Consider the following 21,172-nt stretch of genomic DNA (forward strand, 5'->3'; position numbering starts at 1 on the left):
CGCGGGGGCGGGCGCGCCCCGGGGCGGCTCCGTGGGGGACTACGCGGCCCCCCCCCCGGCCCCCCCCCCCCCCCCCCCCCCCCCCCCGGCGCCCCCTGCCGGCTGCCCGGCGCGGTGGGTGTCGGCTGGCACGGCTTCGGCGTCCTCACGGATGGGACTACGGGTCGGCCCGGACAATACACGCGAATCGGCGCCGGACCCGGCAGGTGCGGCCGCTCGTCGGGAGGGAGCCGCCTGGTCAGACGTGCCGGCGGACCGCCGGACGCCGCACCCCCGGTACCCGCTCCGACGTGAGCGGATGTCATGCGTCGGCCGGTGGGCGACGACTGACGGCCCGTACGGTCGTGGGCGATCAGGCTATGGGTTCCCCCGGGACTGGTCATGCACCGGTAAATCTTTTCCGCCGTCCCTTGAGATCCACGTGATCATCGGAATAGATGGCTCACGGCAGTCAACCATCGACGCAGGCCGGGGACTTCCTCCGCCGGCCCGCTCTGCCGCGCCCTCGTTGAGCGACACCGACGCTCCACCATTCTTTCCCGAAGTGGGGGACAGACGTGCCCATAGCACGCAACCGGATCTCCAGGATCGCCGTACCGGCCACCGCCGCACTGATCCTGGGAACCCTCGGGGCGGCCGCCCCGGCGGGCGCTGCCACGCCGACCGGCGAGCAGACCGCCAAGCCGCTCCCCGGCACCCACCCGGAGTGGGCCACCGCGCAGGCCGACGCCGGCGCCGTGCCCGACTCCGCCCCGGCCTCCGCCCGGATCTACCTGGCGGGCCAGGACCAGGCCGGTCTCGCCGCCCTCGCCAAGGCGGTCTCCGACCCGAACTCGCCGGCCTACGGGGCGTTCCTCCCCGACGGCCAGGCCGAGGCCCGGTTCGGCGCCTCCGCCGCGCAGGTCAAGGCGGTCACCGACTGGGTGACCGGCGCCGGCCTCAAGGTCGACGCCACCACGGCGCACTACGTGCAGGTCTCCGGCAGCACCGGCGCCCTCGCCAAGGCGTTCGGCACCGGCTTCCGCACCTACCGCACCGAGGACGGCCTGCACCGGGCCGCCGCGAAGGACGCCGTCGTCCCGGCCTCGGCGGCCGGCGCGGTGCTCGCCGTCAGCGGCCTCAGCGACACCCTGCACAAGAACACCTCGCACGCCGTCTCCGTCCGCGAGGCCGAGGCCCGTGCGCAGGCCGGCGCCAAGTCCGCCCAGCTGGCCGCCCCGGCCGGGAAGGCGCCGGCCACCCTGCCGACCGTGCCGACCTGCTCCGAGGACGGCTACGGCTCGAAGACCGCCAAGGGTGCGCCGGACGGCTACGAGAAGAACGAGCCCTTCGCCCCCTGCTCCTACGTCCCGAGCCAGCTGCGCAAGGCGTACGGCGTGACCGACGCCAAGGTGTCCGGCAAGGGAGCCCGGATCGCGATCATCGACGCGTACGGCCTCGCCAGCATGGAGCAGGACGCCAACCACTTCTCCACGCTGCACGGCGACAAGCCGTTCGCGGCCGGGCAGTACCGCGAGTACGTCACCCCGGACAAGTGGACCCACCAGGACGAGTGCGGCGGCGCGGCCGGCTGGGCCGGCGAGGAGGCGCTGGACGTCGAGATGGCGCACGGCCTCGCGCCGGACGCCCAGGTGGTCTACGTCGGCGGCAACTCCTGCTACGACCAGGACCTCTACGACGCCATGGCCAAGGTCGTCGACGAGCACCTGGCCGACGTGGTCTCCAACTCCTGGGGCGAGATCATGCACGGCACCGGCGGGGACCTCGACCCCGCGGTGGTCGCCGCCGACAACCAGCTGTTCCAGCGCGCCGCGGTCACCGGCATCGGTTTCACCTTCTCCTCCGGCGACTGCGGCGACAGCTCGCCGGGTGCCGCGGCCACCGGCGTCAACTGCCAGACCGACACCACCCAGGCGCAGACCGACTGGCCGTCCTCCTCGCCGTGGGTCACCTCGGTCGGCGGCACGGCGCTCGAACTCGCCGACAAGGCCGGCCACTACGGCCGCGAGGTGTCGATGGGCGACCAGCGGTCCGTCCTCTCCGACGACCAGAAGTCCTGGACGCCCTTCCCCGGCAAGTTCTACTTCGGCGGTGGCGGCGGCGTCTCCAAGGACTTCGCCCAGCCGTGGTACCAGCAGGGCGTCGTGCCGGACCGGATCGCCAAGACCGCGGCCGACGGCACCAAGTCCGCGACCCCGCTGCGCGCCACCCCGGACGTGGCGATGAGCGGCGACCTGGTCGCCGCCACCCTGGTCGGCTACACCGACGGCGGCACCTACAGCGAGGGCGGCTACGGCGGCACCTCGGTCTCCGCCCCGGAGTACGCGGCCATGCTCGCCGACGCCGTGCAGGCCCGCGGCGGCCGGGCGGTCGGCTTCGCCAACCCGGCGATCTACGACCGGGCCGGCGGCGGCGCCTTCCACGACGTCAACGACTCCGCCGTGCACAACAAGTTCGGCAACGTGGTCGACCTCGGCCTGGTCGGCGGCGCGCTGAAGGTCCGGCTCTACAAGATCGCGGCCGACTACGGCCTGTCCGCGGCCAAGGGCTACGACACCGCCACCGGCGTGGGCACCCCCGGCAAGGACTTCTTCAACTCCTTCCGGCTGCCGCACCGCCGGTGACGGCGGGCCGGGACGGCGCGGTCGCGGCCGCGCCGTCCCGGCACCCGATCTGCCGCGCGCCCGGTGGCGAGAGGACACCGGGCGCGCGGCCGTTCGTCAGTTCTGGCCGTCCCGGGCGCCCCGCCGGCCCGCCGCCAGGTAGACCGCGGCGGAGAGCAGGAGGCCGACCGGCAGCGACAGGTCGGTGCCGCCGAGGGCGGCGGCCACTGGCCCGGTGTACAGCGGGGTGGTGACGCACAGGCCCGCCGCCGCGGCGCCCAGCAGGACGGCGGCCGCCCCGGCCGGGTTGACGCCCGCGGTGTACCAGAACGGCCCGCCGCGGCTCTCGTCGGAGAGCGCCCGGCCGTCGTAGCGGTTCCGGCGCAGCAGGACGTCGGTGGCGTAGACGGCCATGGTGGGGCCGGTCAGCACCACCATCAGCTCCAGGACGCTGTTGACGGTGTCGAGGAAGTTCGAGACCAGCAGCGCGTAGAGGGTGAGCGCGACGCCGAGCGCGCAGTCCAGGGCGACGCTGCGGGAGCGGCGGACGCGCAGGCCGGCCGCCTGCAGGGCGAGCCAGGAACTGTACGCGGTCATCGCGTTGTTGGCGACGGCGGACAGCACGACGGCCAGCAGGAAGGCCGGTTCGAACCAGCCCGGGAGGATCGCGGTGAGCGCGGTCTGAGGGTCGCTCATGTCCAGCGCGGTGCCGGCGACCGCGCCGAGCGCGGTGAAGAGCACGCTCGGCAGGAACCCGCCGAGCGCCGTCCACCCGGCCACCGCCCCCGGCCGGGTGCTGCTCGGAAGGTACCGGGCGAAGTCGGCGCTGTTGGTGTACGAGAGCGGGGCGGACGCGACCAGGGTGAGCCCGCCCGCCAGCGCGGCGACCAACGCGCCGCCGTGCAGCGGCTGTTCGGGACGGTAGCCCCAGTCCGCGCGGTCGAGCACGAAGACGGCGAGCACCGCGAGGACGGCCGTGAGGACCAGCGTGAACGGCAGGTAGAGCCGGACGATGGCGGCGTGGCCGTAGATGCTGATGGCCAGGGTCGCGGCGGCGACGGCGACGATCACCACCACCTTGAGCGGCGTGCCCGGCCGCAGGCCGGCCTCCTCCAGCAGGGCGAGGGCGGCGAGCGAGCCGGCCGCCCAGCTGAGCGCCAGGTAGCAGACCGAGACCAACCAGCCGGTGACGGCGACGCTGACCCGGTTGCCCCGGGTGCCGAAGACCGCCCGCATGACGATCTCGCTCGGCGTGCCCGAGGCCGGGCCGCTGACCGCGACCAGGCCGACCAGGGCCCAGAGCAGGTTGCCCGCGACGATCACCGCCAGGGACTGCCACAGGTCGAGGCCGAGCAGGACGAGGGCGCCGCCGACGACCAGGCTCAGGTAGCTCACGTTCGGCGCGGCCCAGACCGCGAACAGCTCGCGGGGGCGGCCGTGCCGCTCGTCGTCGGGGATGCGGTCGATGCCGTGGGCCTCGGCGAGGAACGCGCCGGCCGGGCGTTCCGCTGCCGCGACCTGTGGGAGGCCGGCGCCCGGGTCGTCCTCGGCTCGGACTGGCCGATCGCGCCCTTCGCACCGCTGGAGGTGATGGCCGGCGCCCGGCACCGCCGCCCGCGGGACCTCTCGCTGCCCCCGCACGGCCCCGAGCAGGCCCTCACCCCGCTGCAGGCGCTCCAGGGGTACACCCTCAACCCCGCCTGGGCCGCCGGGGAGGACCACCTGGCCGGGCGGCTCGCCGTCGGACAGCGCGCGGACCTCACCGTCCTTGCCGAGGACCCGCTCACCGTGCCCGACGGCGACCTCGCAGCGCTCCCGGTGCTGCTCACCGTCGTCGACGGCCGCCCGACCCACCGGGCGTCGGAGCTGTGACGTGGTGACGTGGCTGCGACGGGCCTGCGGGCCTGTGACGTGGTGACGGGGCTGCGATGGGCCTGCGGGCCTGTGACACGGCGACGGAGTTGCGACGGGCCTGCGGAGCTGCGACGGATCGACAGTTCTGTGACAGGTCATCACTGTTATGACCGGCCATCACTCGCCAACCGTGAGTCGTCGGCTCGGTGGCAGGCCATCGCAGATGTGAAAGGCTGGCATGGCTGCGGCACCACAGCCATGTTGCGACAGGCCGTCGCAGGTGTGACGGAACGCAGTCCCGGCCGCTACTGCGGGGCGCGCTTGCCGGTGAGCACCCAGCGGACGTCCACGAACCCGCTCTGCTGCTGGGCCAGCCGGCCGTTCTCCACCTGCTGGAACGTCACCCAGGTGTTCGTCAGCCGCGGCGACTCGGCGCTCGGCAGCATGCTCGCCATGCCCCAGTCCAGCGGCGGGGTGACGCCGCCGGTGTCCAGCGAGTCCCCGCTGTCCAGCTGGTTGCGCAGCGTCTTCGCGGTCAGCGGCAGGCCGGCCGAGGCCAGCCGGTCGGCTGCCTGGAAGAAGACCTGGTAGGCGACCCAGGTGGTCTGCACGCCCAGGTCGGAGGCGTCCACCGGCGAGCCCGCCGGCGTGCCCTGCAGGGTGTGGCGCAGCTCGTCCCAGACCGCGGAGGACTCGGGCGGGTACCAGCCGGTCACCAGGGCGCCCTCCAGCGGACCCCCCTTGCCGCCGGTGGCGTCCACCACCGACTGCTGGACGCCGCCGAGGACGGCCCCGAGCCGGGTCCGGGCCGGGGCGAGCTTCCGGTAGGCGTCCAGCAGGGCCCGAGTCTGCTCGACGCCGAGTGCGGTCGTCACGCAGCCGTCCTTGCGGTCCCCGGCGACCGCCGCCCGGGCGAGCGCGGCGAAGTCCGGGCCCTTCTCCGCGGCCTTCACGTCGGTGAGCGGCACCCCGGCCGGCCGCAGCGCGCCGGACAGGTAGCGGGTGAGGGTGTCGCCGGTGCGGTTGTCGGGCCGCACCAGTGCGATCGACTTGCAGCCCGCCGCGACCAGTTGGCGCCCGCTGCCGGCGATCAGCGCCGGTGTGCCGCCCGCCACCGGGTAGGACAGCGGACTGGAGAACTCCGGCCCGGACAGTCCGTAACCGCCCAGGTAGGGGATGCCCGCCGCCTCCAGGGTCGGCATGAAGTCCTCGGCGTGCCGGCTGTACGAGCCGATCACCGCCACCGCGTGGGCGTCCACCGCCTGCCGGGCGCAGGCCGCCGCCCCCTCCGCGGTGTCCTGCTCGTTGCAGGTCAGCACGTGCAGCCGGTGCCCGCCGAAGCCGCCCGAGGCGCTGACGGACCGTCCGATCGCCTCGGCCAGCGCGGTGCTCCCCGACCGGTCCGCGGAGCCGGAGCCGGACGGGGCCATGGTCAGCACGGTCACCGCGGCGTTCTCGGCGGCACCCGCGCCGCCCGCGCACCCGGTGAGGTCGAGCAGCGCCGGGAGCAGTGCCGCGGCCGCCGCCCACCGCCCGGCCCGCCCCGCCCGTGTGCCCGCCGTACTCCGCCGGCCGATCCGCCCTGCCATACCCGCGCCCCTCCCGTGGTCCGCCCGATGTCAGGGGCAAGCCAAGCGAGCGCAGCGCACGTGCAGGCGGCCAACGGGCGAACAGCACGGGGTGTTCGGGGGAAGAGCAGGTCGCTCCGCAAACGTACCATCGGGCCGGCCGGGCCACTGTCATGACGGACCATCAGAGAATATCCGCTGGTCAGGACGGATTTCGGCGGCATACCGCGGCGCAGTGCCCGCCCCGGCATGTTCGGCCAACTCCGGAACGGCCGCCGGCGCCGTCAGCCGCGCCTAGGCTCGCGCTTTCGGACCGTGCCGGGCGGACCGGCCGCCGTGCGGGGCGGGCGGTGGGGCGTAGCGTGGTGAGGGTGGTCTGTCAGCGCAGCGGCGCGCCCCGGAGCACCCGGTGACGCCGCTCGTCTCCCGCCGTGCGGTGCTGCTGGGCGCCGCCGGCGGAGTGCTCGCCGCGTGCAGCAGCGGCTCCTCGGAGCGCCGGCCCCACCGGGGCGCCGCGACCGCCGCCGAGGCCCTGCGGTCGGACGGCGGCGTCCGGCTGCCCGTGGTGTTGGCCGTCCACCCGGTGACGGCGATCGGCCGCACCGCGACCCGGGCCGAACTGGAGGCCGTGCACTCCGGCGGGGCGGCCACCTGGCAGGGACTCCGGGTGGTGCGCGGGCCGGGCGCGGTGGCCGAGGTGGCCGCCGCCGGGGACGCCGTCGCGGTGGTGACGGCGGACGCCGTGGTGCCCGGTACCGCCGTCGTGCCGGTGGTCGGCCGGGACCCGCTGACCGCACCGGCCGACTACCCCGTCACCGCCGCGGTCGACGCCGTGACCGCCCCCGATCCGGTGGTCACCAGCATGTGGACCGGCGACGTGATGCTCGGCCGCCGGGTCGGCGCCGGGATGGCGGCCGCCGGCGACTGGGAACTCCCGTTCTCGCAGACCGCAAGCCGGCTGGCCGCCGCCGGGCTGACCGTGGGGAACCTGGAGTGCACCCTCTCCAAGGAGGGCCGGGCCACGCACGGCGGCGACTCCTTCGGCGCCGATCCGAGGGCGCTCGCCGGTCCCCGCCGGGCCGGCTACGACATCCTCACCCTCGGCAACAACCACATGGGCGACTACGGGCCCGACGCCCTGGTGCGGACGGTGGCGATCGCCCGCGGGGAGGGCTTCGCCACCACCGGCGCCGGTGCGGACATCGCCGCCGCCCGCGAGCCGGCCCTGGCGACGGCAGGCGGGCTGCGCTTCGCCGTGCTCGCGTTCTGCGCCGTCGGCGAGTCCCCGGAGGCGGGCCCGGCCACGCCGGGTGTGGTGTGGCAGCGGATGCCGCCGATCACCGGCCCGCTCGCCGAGGGCGACCTCGCGGCGCTGGAAGCGTCCGTGCGCGCCGCCCGCCCGACCGCCGACGTGCTGGTGGTCGTCCCGCACTGGGGCCGCGAGTACTCGCACCGCCCGGTCGCCGAGCAGTACACCGTCGGCCACCGGCTGATCGACGCCGGGGCCGACGCGGTGGTCGGCATGCACCAGCACTGGGTGCAGCCCATCGAGATCTACCGCGGCCGCCCGATCGTGCACGGCCTGGGCAACTTCGTCTTCGACATGACCTTCTCCGAACAGGTCCAGCAGGCCGTGGTCGTCGAACTCGTCCACTGGGGGCGGATCCTGAAGAGCGTCCGGGCCGTGCCGGTGCGGATCGGCACGGGCGGCGTGCCGCACTTCCTCGACCCGACCGGCACCGAGGGCCGCGGCATCCTCGGCACCGTCTGGAGCTGACGGATCGTCACATGCCGGACCAGGCGGGAGAAACAGTCACCGTCCGGCGCCGTGTGCCCCTAGCATCGGCTGACCGATCGGTTCGGCGGACAGGGGGCGGCCTTGGAGACTGCGGCGGACACGGCACGGATCGTCAACGCGCTCGCGGAGCGTTGGGCGACCGAACTCGGAGGCACCGGGAGCGGCGGCACGGTCCTCACGGCCGTCGGCGTCTGGCCGCTGCTCGGCTTCCTGGCCGCCGGGGCGGACGGCGCCGCCCGCAAGGAACTGGAGGAGGCGCTCGGTCTGCCCGCCGAGGAGGCGGCCCGGCGCGGACGGGAGCTCCTCGCACTGCTGCGCGACGTGCCCGGTGCCGGTGCCGCCGTCGGTCTGTGGACCGCGGGCGGCGTCCGACCGGATCCGGGCTGGCTGGCCGAGGTCGGACGGCACACCCGCGGCACCCTCAAGGGCGTGCCCGCGCTCGACCGGCTCGTCCTCGACCGGTGGGCCCGGAAGCACACCGGAGGCCTCGTCCGGTCCATGCCCCTGGAGGTCGACCGCGACCTGCTGCTGGTGCTGGCCAGCGCCGTGGCCGTCCGCACCCGCTGGCGGCGCGCCTTCCAGGAGACCTGGCAGCACGCCGACTCCGGTCCGTGGGCCGGCCGCGGGATCGCCGCACTGCGGCTCGACAGCACCGAGCTGCTCGACCACCTCGCCGTCGCCGAGACCGCCGCCGGCCCGGTCACCGAAGTACGCCTGCCCGGCACCGCCGACACCGACGTCCACCTGCTGCTCGGCACCGAGGACGCCCCGCTCGGCCGGGTCCTCGCGGCGGGGTTGGCACTGCTGGACGGCCGCGCCCGGCGCATCCCGGCGGCCGAGCTGCCGACCGGCGGGCCGTGGCCGGGCCTGACGACCGACACCCGGGACAGCGCCACCCCCGGGGACCGGCTGGACCTGACGACCGCGGCCTTCACCGTCGACACCACGCACGACCTGCTCGAACGGGCGGAGCTGTTCGGTCTGCGCACGGCCAGCGAACGGGACTCCTTCCCGGGGATCTGCCGCACCCCGCCGCTGCAGGTCTCCCAGGCCAGGCAGCAGGCCACCGCTGTCTTCGGCGCCCGCGGCTTCGAAGCCGCCGCCGTCACCGCCGTCGGCATGACCCGCGGCATGGCCGCACGCCCGTCCGTGCTGCACCGGGTCACCGTCGCCCGGGTCCGGATCGACCGGCCGTTCGCCTTCCTCGCCGTGCACCGGCCGAGCGGCCTGGCCCTGGCCGGCGGCTGGATCACCGAACCGGCGGGCGCACACCCGTCACCGTGAGGCTCTAACCTGCCGGACATGGCTGATCAGGTGTGGGCGGGCGTCCGGGAGCGGGTCGAGGCACTGGGTGGAACGGGCGGCGTCTTCGGCGCGGCCGCGCACGGGTTCCGCCTCGACCCGGTCCTCGCGCCGGCCGAGGTCGAGGCCCTTGAAGCACAGCTCGGGACGGCGCTGCCCGAGGAGTACCGCAGCTTCCTGCTGCAGGTCGGCGCAGGCGGCGCCGGCCCCTGCCACGGGGTGTACCCGGTCCACCGCACCGAGGGACGGTGGGCCTGGTCCGGCGACGGCGCCGACCTCGCCGACCTCGACCGGACCGCCGAGCCCTTCCCCGCCGCGGGCCCCGACCCGGAGGCGCTCGCAGGGCTGGTCGCGCAGCGCCCGGACGAGGAGTCCTTCGAGGACGAGGACGAGTACGACACCGCCATGGAGGAATGGGACGACCGCATGGGCGACCTGCTGTGGGCCGCGGACCGCACGGTCGGCGCGATCGTCCTGTGCCACCTGGGCTGCGGCCAGCGCGAGTGGCTGATCGTCAGCGGCCCCGAGCACGGCCGGATCTGGTCCGACAACCGCATCGACGACCTCGACCTCGCCCCGCTGCTGGACCCGGAGGGCCGGCCCGTCACCTTCGCCCGCTGGTACCTCGACTGGCTCGACGAGGCCGAGCAGTACGTGCGTCAGCAGGCAGGCTGAGCCCGGACTCCCGTGAGCGCGCCGCCCGGTGCGCAACACCCCGCGCCCGCCGTCCGGAGGACTCGGCCGGCCGCCCCGGCGCGGCGGCGCCGCCCGCCGGACCGGCTGTCGGAGCATGTGGCGAATGATGAGACGAACCCGGGCGACGGCGGCGGCCTCCGCCGCAGCCGTCCTGCTGCTCCTCGCCGGTGCGCCCGCAGGTGCCGCCGCACCCGCCGGCGCGGCGCTCACCCCGCCGGACCCGTACTTCCCGCTCGGCGGCAACCAGGGCTACGACGTCCGCCACTACGACCTCGACCTCGACTTCACCCCGGCGAGCCACCTGCTGGACGCCCGGGCGACCATCACCGCGAGCGCGGACCGCCCGCTCGCCTCCTTCCGCCTGGACTACTCGGGCCCGGCCGTCCAGGAGGTCCTGGTCGACGGCAGGGCCGCCGCGTACCGGCGGGACGGCCAGAAGCTGACCGTCACCCCCGCCCGCCCGATCCGCCCCGGCGCGGTGTTCGGCGTCGTGGTCCGCTACCGGGGCACCCCCGAGCGGATCTCCGACCCGGCACTCGGCGACTACGGCTGGATCAACACCCCGGACGGTGCCGTCGCCCTCAACGAGCCCGACGGAGCCCGCACCTGGTACCCCCTCAACGACGACCTGCGGGACAAGGCCACCTACACCTTCCGGATCACCACCCCGACCGGGGTCACCGCCCTCGCCAACGGGGAACCGGCCGGCCCGCCGCAGACCCGCGACGGCCGCACCACCGTCACCTGGCAGATGCGCAAGCCGATGGCCGGCTACCTGTCGATGGTCGCGATCGGCGACTTCCGGGTCACCCGCAGCACCGACGGCGGCCTGCCCAACATCACCGCCTACGACCCGACCGGCAGCGACGACGGCCTGCTGCATCCGGCCACCGCCCAGGCGGTCGCCTGGGAGCGGAAGCGCTTCGGCGCGTACCCCTTCGACTCGACCGGCGGCATCATCGACCAGGTCGGCGTCGGCTACGCCCTGGAGACCCAGAGCCGCCCGGTCTACGACGGCGGCACCGACGAGCTCACCGTCGTCCACGAGATCGCCCACCAGTGGTACGGCGACAGCGTCACCCCCTCCACCTGGCGCGACATCTGGCTGAACGAGGGCTTCGCCACCTACACCGAATGGCTGTGGCAGGAGGACCACGGCGGCCCCACCGTGCAGCAGGTCTTCGACACCTACTACGAGACGCCCGCCGGCGACCCGTTCTGGAACCTGGAGACCGGCGACCCCGGCCGCGACGAGATGTTCAACTACGACGCGGTCTACATCCGCGGCGCGATGACCCTGCACGCCCTGCGCACCACCATCGGCGACCGCGACTTCTTCGACCTGCTCCGCACCTGGGCGCGCACCCACCGCTACGGCACGGTGGACACCGGTGACCTGCTGCGGCTCGCCGAGAAGATCTCGCACCGCGATCTCGGCCCGCTCTTCGACGCCTGGCTCCACACCGCGGCCAAGCCCCCGCTGCCGACACCGGCGCGCTGACCCTCCGTCCGGACGCCGGCGGTGCCGCCCCCGTGGCGCGCCCCGCCGGCGTCGGGCGTTCGTGGCGCCCTGTCAGGTGTGCCCGAGGAGCGCCGCGGTGGGCCTCCCGGCCTCTTGACCGGAACCGGACTACCTGCCCCGCGGACCGTGGTTGACCGGGCCCCGGACGGGGCAGAGATCCGGTACGCGTGAGGAACGGCGCAGGTGGGCAGAGGTCCGCCCGTGCCGGTGACCGAGGAGGTGACGGTGATGATCAGGATCAAGGTGGTGTCACGCCCCGTCCGGGGCAAGCCGCGGCCTCCACTCGATCTGCGGACCCCGTCGGGCCGGCCGCTGCCCTACTGAGCACCGGCCCACCGGGTACCGGCCTGCTGAGCACCGGCGGCAGGCGGTGACGCACCCGCCGGGCAGGCGCACCGGCTGCGGGAGCGGGCCGTCCGCCGCGGGGTTTGCGTGCGGTCGGGCCGGGCAGGCGGACATTCCTGCTCCGCGGACGGAGCAGGAGGCGGACCGTACGGCCCGTCCCGGTCCGGGGCGCAGTAACCTGGAGGGTTCTGCGTCCCGCACGGCGAAGGGAGCCTGCCGTGGCCCATGCCGATCGCGACCTCGCCATGCTCGGCGAGAACGTCGAACCCGCCGGTGCACTGAGACCCGAGACCCTCGACCGGGTCCGTGCGGTGGTGGCCGAACACGCCCGCGACGGGGAGGACCGGCGGCTGCTGCTGGAGGTGCTCGGCCTGGCCGGCGCCGAGCCGGCCGCCCACGACGCCTCGGCCGACATCACCCGGACGGAGGAACCGGAGAGCGGCGGGCGGCCGCATCCGTCACACTGACGGCCCCGCGGATCGGCGGACACCCCGCCCGGGCCGCGGCCGAGCCCCGGCCGACCTCCGGCCGAGCCCTGCCCGAGGAGGAGCGATGGCGTTCCCGCACCACCCCCACCGCGCGCCCGAGGACGGGCCCGAGACGCCGCGGCGCGACCGCGCCGTGCTCGGCGCCCTCGGGGCACTGCTCGACGACCTCGCCGCCCTCGGCCACGGACACGCCTGCCCGGACGACCCGGACACCGACGAGGCACCCGACACCGCCCACGGCCTCGAACGCCGAGCCCCACACCCGGGCGACCTGACGGCGACCGCCTGATCGGGGCATCCACCGGAGGTGCCCCCACGCGCCCCCAAGGGCGCACGCCAAACGCCTTGGAGTGCAGGCCCTACTGGATGCCTCGACCGGCGTCCGGCAGGGGGAGGACGGCCCAGACGGTCTTGCCCGCGGGGTGCTCGGCCACGCCCCAGGACGAGCTCAGCCGCTCGACGATGAAGAGGCCGTGGCCGCTCGGCCGGGCGGCGTCGTGCGGGCGCCGCGGCAGGGGGCGGGCCGGCCCGGCGTCGACCACCTCGATCCGGACGGCCGCGTGGGCCGGGGAGAGCGTCAGTTCGAGCGGCCCGTCGGCGTGCTGGGCGGCGTTGGTGAGCAGCTCCGCCACGACCAGGCGGATGCAGTCGGCAGCCGGGCCGGCCGGGTCCACGCCCCAGGAGGCGAGTACCGCCTCGGCGAACCGCCGTCCTGCGCGGGCCCGTCCGCCGCCGTCGAAGGCGATCGTCGCGCGGGCGGCGACCGCGGCAGGGACGTTCCCCGTCCCCTCGCGGCGACTGCTGTCGGCGGCGGCTGTCACGGCTGCCGTCCGCTGCCCCGGAACTCCGCGGTGGAGCCGAGCACGGCGAAGACGGTGTCGGCGCCGGTCATCGCGAGCAGGCGCCGCATCTGCGGCGGCAGTGCGCAGAGCACCAGCCGGACGTCCCGCTCCCGGGCCCGGGTGCGCAGCCGGAGCAGCAGGTTGAGTCCGGAGGAGTCGCAGAAGCCGACACCGGCGAGGTCCAGGCACAGGGTGGTGGCCGCCGCGGCGAGTGCCGCCTCCAGGTCCGGGCGGGCGGCGTTCGCGCCGTCCAGGTCCAGGTCGCCCTCGACGGCGCAGACGACCGCACCGTCGAATGCCGCTGCCACGACGGTGCGGACGCCGGCGTCCGTCGCCGTTCCGGTCGCCTGGTCGGTGTCGCCGGTGCCCATTGCGCTGCCCTCCCGCCGCGGCCCTGCGCGGTGCCGCCGTGCCGTCCATCACCTTCCGTGGGGATGCGTATCACCCGCATGGATTCGTACCACACGTCCGCCCGCCGATTCCCCTTCCGGAATCCCGTGCGCGCACCGGCGACTTCCGTCCGTCGGGCCGCCGATCGGGCCGTTGATCGGGCCGCCGAGCAGGGCTTGTGCGTACGCGGCGTAGGGTAGTGTCGCCTGCGGCCCGGCCGCCCGCGCGGCCGGCGGTCGCGCCCGGGACCGTGCGCGGCTCCATCACCACCGGGGCAACTCGGCCGTGACGAGGGGAACGTGGCCGTGACGGAGACGCAGCCGGGCCGGATCGCGAACGGCGTCCTTCCCGTGGGGCCCAACCCGCCCGGCACGGTGGGCGAGCCGGACCTGCGCAATCTGCTGGCCGGTCTGACGGCCGTCCGCGACGGCGACTTCGGCACCCGGCTGCCCGACGACGCCGACGGACTGCTCGGCGAGATCGCCGGCGTGTTCAACGGCATGGTCGACCAACTGTCGCTGTTCACCTCGGAAGTGACCCGGGTGGCGCGCGAGGTCGGCACCGACGGGCGGCTCGGCGGCCAGGCCGCGGTGCCCGGGGTGTCAGGGACGTGGAAGGACCTGACGGACTCGGTCAACGCCATGGCCGGCAACCTGACCACCCAGGTCCGCGACATCGCGCAGGTGGCGACGGCGGTGGCGAAGGGCGACCTCTCGCAGAAGATCGACGTCGCCGCCCGCGGCGAGATCCTGGAGCTCAAGAACACCGTCAACACGATGGTCGACCAGCTCTCGGCGTTCGCGGACGAGGTGACCCGGGTGGCGCGCGAGGTCGGCAGCGAGGGCCGTCTCGGCGGCCAGGCGCAGGTGCCCGGCGTCGCCGGCACCTGGCGCGACCTGACGGATTCGGTCAACTTCATGGCCGGCAACCTGACCGACCAGGTCCGCAACATCGCCCAGGTGACCACCGCGGTGGCGAAGGGCGACCTGTCGCAGAAGATCACCGTCGATGCGCGCGGCGAGATCCTGGAGCTCAAGAACACCGTCAACACGATGGTCGACCAGCTCTCCTCCTTCGCCGACGAGGTGACCCGGGTGGCGCGCGAGGTCGGCACCGAGGGCATCCTGGGCGGCCAGGCGCAGGTGCCGGGCGTCGCCGGCACCTGGCGCGACCTGACCGTCTCGGTGAACTCCATGGCGGGCAACCTGACGGACCAGGTCCGCTCCATCGCGCAGGTGGCGACGGCGGTGGCGAAGGGCGACCTCTCGCAGAAGATCAACGTGACGGCCCGCGGCGAGATCCTGGAGCTGAAGGAGACCATCAACACGATGGTCGACCAGCTCTCCTCCTTCGCCGGGGAGGTGACCCGGGTGGCCCGCGAGGTCGGCACCGAGGGACGGCTCGGCGGTCAGGCGGACGTCCGCGACGTGTCGGGCACCTGGCGGGACCTCACCGAGTCGGTCAACGTCATGGCGGACAACCTGACCGCGCAGGTGCGGTCGATCGCCGAGGTGACGACGGCGGTCGCCCGCGGCGACCTGAGCCAGAAGATCCGGGTCGACGCGCGCGGCGAGATCCTGGAGCTGAAGGAGACCATCAACACGATGGTCGACCAGCTCTCGGCGTTCGCGGACGAGGTGACCCGGGTGGCGCGCGAGGTCGGCACCGAGGGCAACCTCGGCGGTCAGGCCACCGTCCGCGGAGCCTCCGGTACCTGGAAGGACCTCACGGACAACGTCAACGTGATGGCGTCCAACCTGACCGGGCAGGTCCGTTCGATCGCCCAGGTCGCGACCGCCGTCGCCCGCGGTGACCTCAGTCAGAAGATCACCGTCGAGGCGAAGGGCGAGGTCGCCGCGCTGGCCGGCGTGATCAACACCATGGTGGACACGCTCTCGGCGTTCGCGGACGAGGTGACCCGGGTGGCGCGCGAGGTCGGCACCGAGGGCACCCTCGGCGGGCAGGCCCGGGTGCCGAACGTCGCCGGCACCTGGAAGGACCTCACCGACAACGTCAACTTCATGGCGCACAACCTGACCAGCCAGGTCCGCAACATCGCCCAGGTCACCACCGCGGTGGCGAAGGGCGACCTGACGCGGAAGATCGACGTCGACGCCCGCGGCGAGATCCTGGAGCTCAAGACCACCATCAACACCATGGTCGACCAGCTCTCCGCGTTCGCCGCCGAGGTCACCCGGGTGGCCCGGGAGGTGGGCACCGAGGGCACCCTCGGCGGCCAGGCCGAGGTCGAGGGCGTCTCCGGCACCTGGAAGCGCCTCACCGAGAACGTCAACGGCCTCGCCGGGAACCTCACCCGGCAGGTCCGGGCGATCGCCGAGGTGGCCAGCGCGGTGGCCGCCGGCGACCTGACCCGGTCGATCACCGTCGACGCCTCCGGTGAGGTCGCCGACCTCAAGGACAACATCAACTTCATGGTGGAGTCGCTGCGCGAGACCACCCGGGCCAACGAGGAGCAGGACTGGCTGAAGACCAACCTGGCCCGCATCTCCGGCCTGATGCAGGGCCGCCGCGACCTCGCCGTGGTCGCCGAGGTCGTGATGGACGAGCTCACCCCGCTGGTCGGCGCCCAGTACGGCGCGTTCTACCTCGCCGAGGACACCCCCGAGGGCACCGAACTGGCCCTGGTCGGTTCCTACGCGCACCGGCCCGGACAGGCCCCCGCCCGCTTCCGCCTCGGCGAGTCCTTCGTCGGTCAGGCCGCCCGCAGCAAGCGCATGATCGTGGTCGACCGGCTGCCCGGCGACTACGTCACCGTCTCCTCGGGCCTCGGCAGCACCACCCCGCTGGAGCTCGTGGTCTTCCCGATCCTGGCCGAGGACCAGGTGCTCGGCGTCATCGAACTCGCCACCGTGCACGGTTTCACCGCCGTCCACCGCGGCCTGCTCGACCAGCTGATGGAGACCATCGGCGTCAACGTCAACACCATCCTCGCCAACGCCCGCACCGACGAACTGCTCGGCGAGTCCCAGCGGCTGACCGCCGAACTCCAGACCCGCTCCCGCGAACTCCAGTCCCGGCAGGAGGAGTTGCAGTCCTCCAACGCCGAACTCGAGGAGAAGGCCGCCCTGCTGGCCGCGCAGAACCGCGACATCGAGACCAAGAACCTGGAGATCGAGCAGGCCCGCCAGGAGCTGGAGGACCGCGCCCACCAGCTCTCGCTGGCCTCCAAGTACAAGTCCGAGTTCCTCGCCAACATGAGCCACGAGCTGCGCACCCCGCTCAACAGCCTGCTCATCCTCGCCCAGCTGCTCGCCCAGAACCCCACCCGGAACCTGACGGCCAAGCAGGTCGAGTACGCGGGCATCATCCACTCCGCCGGTTCCGACCTGCTCCAGCTCATCAACGACATCCTCGACCTCTCCAAGGTCGAGGCCGGCAAGATGGACATCAGCCCCGAGCGCATCCCGCTCACCAAGCTGCTGGAGTACGTGGAGGCCACCTTCCGGCCGCTCACCGGCCAGAAGAGCCTGGACTTCCGGATCACCACCGCGGCGGGCGTGCCCGCCGCCCTGCTCACCGACGACTACCGGCTGCGCCAGGTGCTGCGCAACCTGCTCTCCAACGCCGTCAAGTTCACCGAGCGCGGCGGCATCGAGCTGCGGATCGAACCCGCCGCCGCGGAGGCCGTCCCCGGCCTGGCCCGGCACGGCGGCCCGGTGGTGGCCTTCCACGTCACCGACACCGGCATCGGCATCGCCCCGCAGCACCTCGACAGCGTCTTCGGCGCCTTCCAGCAGGCCGACGGCACCACCAGCCGCAAGTACGGCGGCACCGGCCTCGGACTCTCCATCAGCCGGGAGATCGCCTACCTGCTCGGCGGCGCCATCACCGCCGAGAGCATCCAGGGCCGCGGCAGCACATTCACCCTGTACCTCCCCATCGAGCACCCCGACGCCGTCGAGCCGCGTCCGGCGGACCAGGCGCACCCCGCCGGCCCGCAGGAACGGACCGCCCCCACGGCCCCGGCGCCCGTGCTGCGCAAGCGGCTGCTGGTCATCGAGGAGCGGCCGCGCGGTCTGCTCTCCATGGTCGCCGAGAGCGCCGCCGCCGACCTGGCCGCGCACGCCGGCCCCGGCGACCCGCGCGGGCCGGTCGAGATCGTCGCGGCGGCCGGCCGGGCGGAGGACGCCGCCCTGCTCGCCGACCAGGCCTTCCACTGCGTCGTGCTGGACCTCGACCTCCCGGGCGGCGCCGCCGCGGCCTTCCTCGACTCGATGGGCCGCGACCCCGCCCTGCACGGCGTGCCCGTCCTCGCGCACAGCGGCCGCCGCACCGGGGGCCACGAGGAGACGCTCGCCGCCCGGTCCGCCCAGCCTCCGGTCGACATGCTCTCCAGCCTGGACGAACTCCGCGAACGCATCGCCCTGCACCTGAGCGCCGACCGCCCCGGCGACGTCCTGCCGCTGGTCCGCGGCGAGGAGACCGCCGGCCCCGTCGCCCAGGACGTGGACGGCACGCTCGCCGGGCGGACGGTGCTCGTCGTCGACGACGACGACCGCAACCTGTACGCCATCACCGGCATCCTCGAACTGCACGGCATGACGGTGCTGCAGGCCGAGAACGGGCGCGCGGGCATCGAGACGCTCACCCGGCACCCCGGCGTCGACCTCATCCTGATGGACGTGATGATGCCGGAGATGGACGGCTACACCGCCACCACGGCGATCCGCGCCATGCCCGCCCACACCGACCTGCCGATCATCGCGGTCACCGCCAAGGCCATGCCGGGCGACCGGGAGAAGAGCATCGCCTCCGGCGCCACCGACTACGTCACCAAGCCGGTCGACGCCCGCGACCTGGTCGCCTGCATCCGGCGCAGCCTCGGCAGCGCCGTCGCGGAGGCCCGGGCATGAGCGCCGACCTCCCCGCGTCCGGCGAACTCGCGGCGGACGCCGCTGCGGAGACCGCCGCGGCCCCTGCGGAGACCGCCGGAGCACTGCCCGAGACCGCCGGGCCACTGCCCGAGAGCGGCGCTGCCGCCGAGCTGCCGCTGCGCGGGCCGCGCCGGACGGCCGGCCCGGCGCCGGGCGTCCTCGGCAGGCTCGCCTCCACCGTCGAACGGCTGCGCCGGGAGGTCCGCGAGGCCCAGGCGGCCGCCGACGGACGCGCGCTGATCGAGCTGGCCAAGGGCATCCTGATCGGGCGGCTCACCTGCGGTCCGGCCGAGGCCGAGGCCCAGCTCGCCGCGCTCGCCGAGCGGGCGAACGTCACCGTGCTGGAGCTGGCCGCCGACATCATCAACCAGGCCGCGCAGGACGGCATCGCCGACACCGCACGGGAGTTCGTCGCCGCCGGCGGACCCGCCCCGCACGGCGCCGACCGGTCCGCACCCGCCGAGCCGGTCTCCCCGGCGCTGCGGCTGCGCACCGCCGAAGCCGCCGCCATGGCCGGCGACGACATCCACACGGTCGCGCGCTCCGTGCTCGACCACGCCCTCGCCCCGCTGGACGCCGGTGCCGCCGTCATCTGGGAGGCCCAGCCGGACGGTTCGCTCCGGCTCGCCGGCTCGGCCGGGTTCACCGCCGAGGAGGCCGCCCGCTGGCACTACGTCCCGCCCGGCGTCCCCACCCCGGCGCGCTCCGCGCTCACCGCCCGCGACCTCGTCCGGTTCGACTCGGTCGCCTCCGGACCGCCCGGCATCGGCCGCCGCCAGCTCACCGGCACCCGGATCGCCGTGCCGGCCGGCTTCGGCGGCCGGCTCACCTGCGTCCTGGAGATCTGCTGGGCCGCCCGCACCGCCGAGCAACCCCCGGCCGTGCTGCGCCAGTTCGAGGCACTGGCGGAGCTCTGCGCCCGCGCCCTGGAGTCGGCGCCGGAGATCCCGCCCGGCGCACTGATCCCGGCCGCCGACGCCCGCCTGCGGGAACTGCTCGACCTGGTCGACGGCCTGCACGACCCCGGTCTGCTGCTCAAGCCGCTGCTCGACGACCGCGGCGCCGTCGCCGACTTCCTGATCAGCCACGTGAACACCCGCTTCGTCGACTTCGCGGGCCGCCCAGCGGCCGCGGTCGCCGGCGCCACCCTGCTGGAGGCGTACCCGCTCAGCGCGGAGCCGGGCGGCCTCTTCCAGCTCGTCGAGCACGTCCACGCCACCGGCGAGCCGTACCGCTCGGCGAACCTCGGACTGACCGCGCTGATCGACGACGTCCCGCTCACCACCACCGCCGAGGCCGCGCTCAGCCGTCACGGCGACCACGTGGTCTGCGTGTGGCGCACCCGGGACGAGTCCAGCCGTGTCGCCAGCCTGCTCCAGCACGCCCAGCGCCTCGGCCGGATCGGCGGGTTCGAGGAGGACCTGCGGACGGGCGCGGCCACCTGGAACGAGACCGTCTTCGACCTGTACGGGCTGCCGCCGACGGCGCCGCCGGTGACCCTCGACCAACTCGCCGTCCACTGCCACCCCGACGACCGGCACGCCATCGGCCGCTTCGTGCGCACCCTGCTGCACCACCGCCGGCCGGCCGACACCGCCTTCCGGCTCAACCGGCCCGACGGGGTCGTCCGGCACATCCGGATCGTCGCCGAGCCCGTGCTGGACCAGTGGTCCCGGCTCACCGCCGTCCGCGGCGCCTACCAGGACGTCTCCGCCCAGCACTGGACGGAGGTCGCCCTCGCCGCCACCCGCGAGCAGCTGGCCCACACCGAGGAGCAGGCCGCCGCCCGCAACCGGCTGGCGCTGCAACTCCAGCACGCCATCATGCCGGTGGGCCGCGGCCCGCTCGACCTCACCGGGCTGCGGATCGCCGTCCGCTACCGCCCCGCCGAGAAGGACCACATGGTCGGCGGCGACTGGTACGACGCCGTCACGCTGCCCAGCAAGCGGATCCTGCTCTGCGTCGGCGACGTCGCCGGGCACGGCATCGAGGCCGCCACCGGCATGGTCGCCCTGCGCAACGCGCTGCGCGGCCTGGCCGCGACCGGCTCCGGTCCGGCCCAACTGCTGGGCTGGCTCAACAACGTGACGCACCACCTGACCGACCACGTCACGGCCACCGCCGTCTGCGCGCTCTACGACCCCGCCGACCGCACCCTGAGCTGGGCCCGCGCCGGGCACCTGCCGCCGGTGCTGCTGCGGCGCGGCCGCGCCGAGACCGTCCCGCCGCTCGGCGGCATCCTGCTCGGTGCGCTCGCCGACGCGGACTACGAGGAGGGCACCCTCCAACTGGAGGCCGGCGACACCCTGATGATGTACACCGACGGTCTGATCGAGCGGAAGGACCGCACCCTGCAGGAGTCGCTCGACGGCCTGGTCGCGCTCACCGAGCGGGCCTTCGGCGCGGCCCGGGACGCCCGGGACCCGGCGCCGCTGGAGCGCCACCTCGACCACCTGCTCACCCACAGCAGCGCCGACACCGACGACGACACCTGTCTGATCGGCATCCAGGTCTGCTGACGCAGTCCCGGCCCGCACACGTGACCGGCCGTACGCACGGCACCGGGCCGGGCGCCGATTCCTCGGCGACCGGCCCGGGTCGCGGGCGGCACGGGACTACCAGCGGTACCAGCGGGCCCGCGAACCGCCTGTCGTGGTGCCGCGGGCGACGAAGCCGACCAGCCACACGGCCAGGACGATCACGGCGATCCACCACAGTGCCTTGAGCGCGAACCCCAGACCGAACAGCAGCAGCGCGAGCAGCAGGACCAGGACGACGGCGAGCATGCGCGTTCTCCTCTCACGGTGACGGACTGTGCACCGCTCCGGCTGCCCCGGCCCGGCCCGATCATGCGTGCCGCGGACCCGCC

14 protein-coding genes and 1 pseudogene are annotated in these 21,172 nt (G+C 74.5%); 10 read left to right on the top strand and 5 right to left on the bottom strand.

All coding sequences use genetic code 11. From position 1 onward, the window contains the following. Positions 1-557 precede the first annotated feature (557 nt). Positions 558-2,624: a S53 family peptidase gene (locus tag ABD353_RS05860; RefSeq protein ID WP_344622392.1), complete on the top strand. Its 2,067-nt coding sequence runs from the start codon at positions 558-560 to the stop codon at positions 2,622-2,624. Positions 2,625-2,720: 96 nt separating this feature from the next. On the opposite strand, the gene ABD353_RS05865 is transcribed toward ABD353_RS05860, so the two are convergent. Continuing rightward, positions 2,721-4,025: a purine-cytosine permease family protein gene (locus ABD353_RS05865; RefSeq protein ID WP_344622480.1), complete on the bottom strand. Its 1,305-nt coding sequence runs from the start codon at positions 4,023-4,025 to the stop codon at positions 2,721-2,723. Between ABD353_RS05865 and ABD353_RS05870 the strand changes: the two are divergent. Then, positions 3,933-4,475 (top strand): annotated as a pseudogene (locus ABD353_RS05870) (amidohydrolase family protein); the annotation flags it as partial. The gene ABD353_RS05865 and the pseudogene ABD353_RS05870 overlap by 93 nt on opposite strands. A gap of 287 nt (positions 4,476-4,762) precedes the next feature. Here the strand turns inward: ABD353_RS05870 and ABD353_RS05875 are convergent. Continuing rightward, positions 4,763-6,046 carry an ABC transporter substrate-binding protein gene (locus ABD353_RS05875; RefSeq protein WP_344622393.1) on the bottom strand — a complete coding sequence of 428 codons (1,284 nt, stop codon included), beginning with the start codon at positions 6,044-6,046 and terminating at the stop codon, positions 4,763-4,765. Positions 6,047-6,434: 388 nt separating this feature from the next. Between ABD353_RS05875 and ABD353_RS05880 the strand changes: the two genes are divergently transcribed. The 6 genes from ABD353_RS05880 (at position 6,435) to ABD353_RS05905 (ending at position 12,465) form a co-directional block, all read left to right on the top strand. After that, positions 6,435-7,802, top strand: coding sequence for a CapA family protein (locus tag ABD353_RS05880; protein ID WP_344622394.1), 1,368 nt, complete (start codon positions 6,435-6,437; stop codon positions 7,800-7,802). Positions 7,803-7,904: 102 nt separating this feature from the next. After that, positions 7,905-9,107 carry a serpin family protein gene (locus ABD353_RS05885; RefSeq protein ID WP_344622395.1) on the top strand — a complete coding sequence of 401 codons (1,203 nt, stop codon included), beginning with the start codon at positions 7,905-7,907 and terminating at the stop codon, positions 9,105-9,107. Between the two features lie 18 nt (positions 9,108-9,125). Further along, complete coding sequence (locus tag ABD353_RS05890) at positions 9,126-9,800, top strand: SMI1/KNR4 family protein (RefSeq protein WP_344622396.1); 675 nt, start codon at positions 9,126-9,128, stop codon at positions 9,798-9,800. Between the two features lie 124 nt (positions 9,801-9,924). Continuing rightward, positions 9,925-11,322 (top strand): M1 family metallopeptidase, encoded by a 1,398-nt coding sequence (locus ABD353_RS05895; protein ID WP_344622397.1) that lies wholly within the window; start codon positions 9,925-9,927, stop codon positions 11,320-11,322. A 584-nt stretch (positions 11,323-11,906) separates the two neighbouring features. Continuing rightward, on the top strand, positions 11,907-12,155 hold the full coding sequence (locus ABD353_RS05900; protein ID WP_344622398.1) for a hypothetical protein: 249 nt from the start codon (positions 11,907-11,909) through the stop codon (positions 12,153-12,155). Positions 12,156-12,240: 85 nt separating this feature from the next. Then, on the top strand, positions 12,241-12,465 hold the full coding sequence (locus tag ABD353_RS05905; protein WP_344622399.1) for a hypothetical protein: 225 nt from the start codon (positions 12,241-12,243) through the stop codon (positions 12,463-12,465). A 70-nt stretch (positions 12,466-12,535) separates the two neighbouring features. On the opposite strand, the gene ABD353_RS05910 is transcribed toward ABD353_RS05905, so the two are convergent. Continuing rightward, positions 12,536-12,997: an ATP-binding protein gene (locus ABD353_RS05910; protein ID WP_344622400.1), complete on the bottom strand. Its 462-nt coding sequence runs from the start codon at positions 12,995-12,997 to the stop codon at positions 12,536-12,538. Then, positions 12,994-13,389 (bottom strand): STAS domain-containing protein, encoded by a 396-nt coding sequence (locus ABD353_RS05915; RefSeq protein ID WP_344622401.1) that lies wholly within the window; start codon positions 13,387-13,389, stop codon positions 12,994-12,996. The genes ABD353_RS05910 and ABD353_RS05915 overlap by 4 nt, the downstream gene beginning before the upstream one ends. A 324-nt stretch (positions 13,390-13,713) precedes the next feature. Here ABD353_RS05915 and ABD353_RS05920 point away from each other — a divergent pair, with 324 nt between their 5' ends. Both ABD353_RS05920 and ABD353_RS05925 read left to right on the top strand, forming a co-directional pair. Beyond that, entirely contained in the window at positions 13,714-18,282 is a 4,569-nt protein-coding gene (locus tag ABD353_RS05920) for a HAMP domain-containing protein (protein ID WP_344622402.1), read from the top strand. Then, complete coding sequence (locus ABD353_RS05925; RefSeq protein ID WP_344622403.1) at positions 18,279-20,822, top strand: SpoIIE family protein phosphatase; 2,544 nt, start codon at positions 18,279-18,281, stop codon at positions 20,820-20,822. Before ABD353_RS05920 ends, ABD353_RS05925 begins: the two co-directional genes overlap by 4 nt. Positions 20,823-20,918: 96 nt before the next feature. On the opposite strand, the gene ABD353_RS05930 is transcribed toward ABD353_RS05925, so the two are convergent. Then, positions 20,919-21,089, bottom strand: coding sequence for a hydrophobic protein (locus ABD353_RS05930; protein ID WP_344622404.1), 171 nt, complete (start codon positions 21,087-21,089; stop codon positions 20,919-20,921). Positions 21,090-21,172: the final 83 nt, after the last annotated feature.

Source organism: Kitasatospora arboriphila, assembly GCF_039528095.1.
GTDB classification, from domain to species: Bacteria; Actinomycetota; Actinomycetes; order Streptomycetales; family Streptomycetaceae; genus Kitasatospora; species Kitasatospora arboriphila.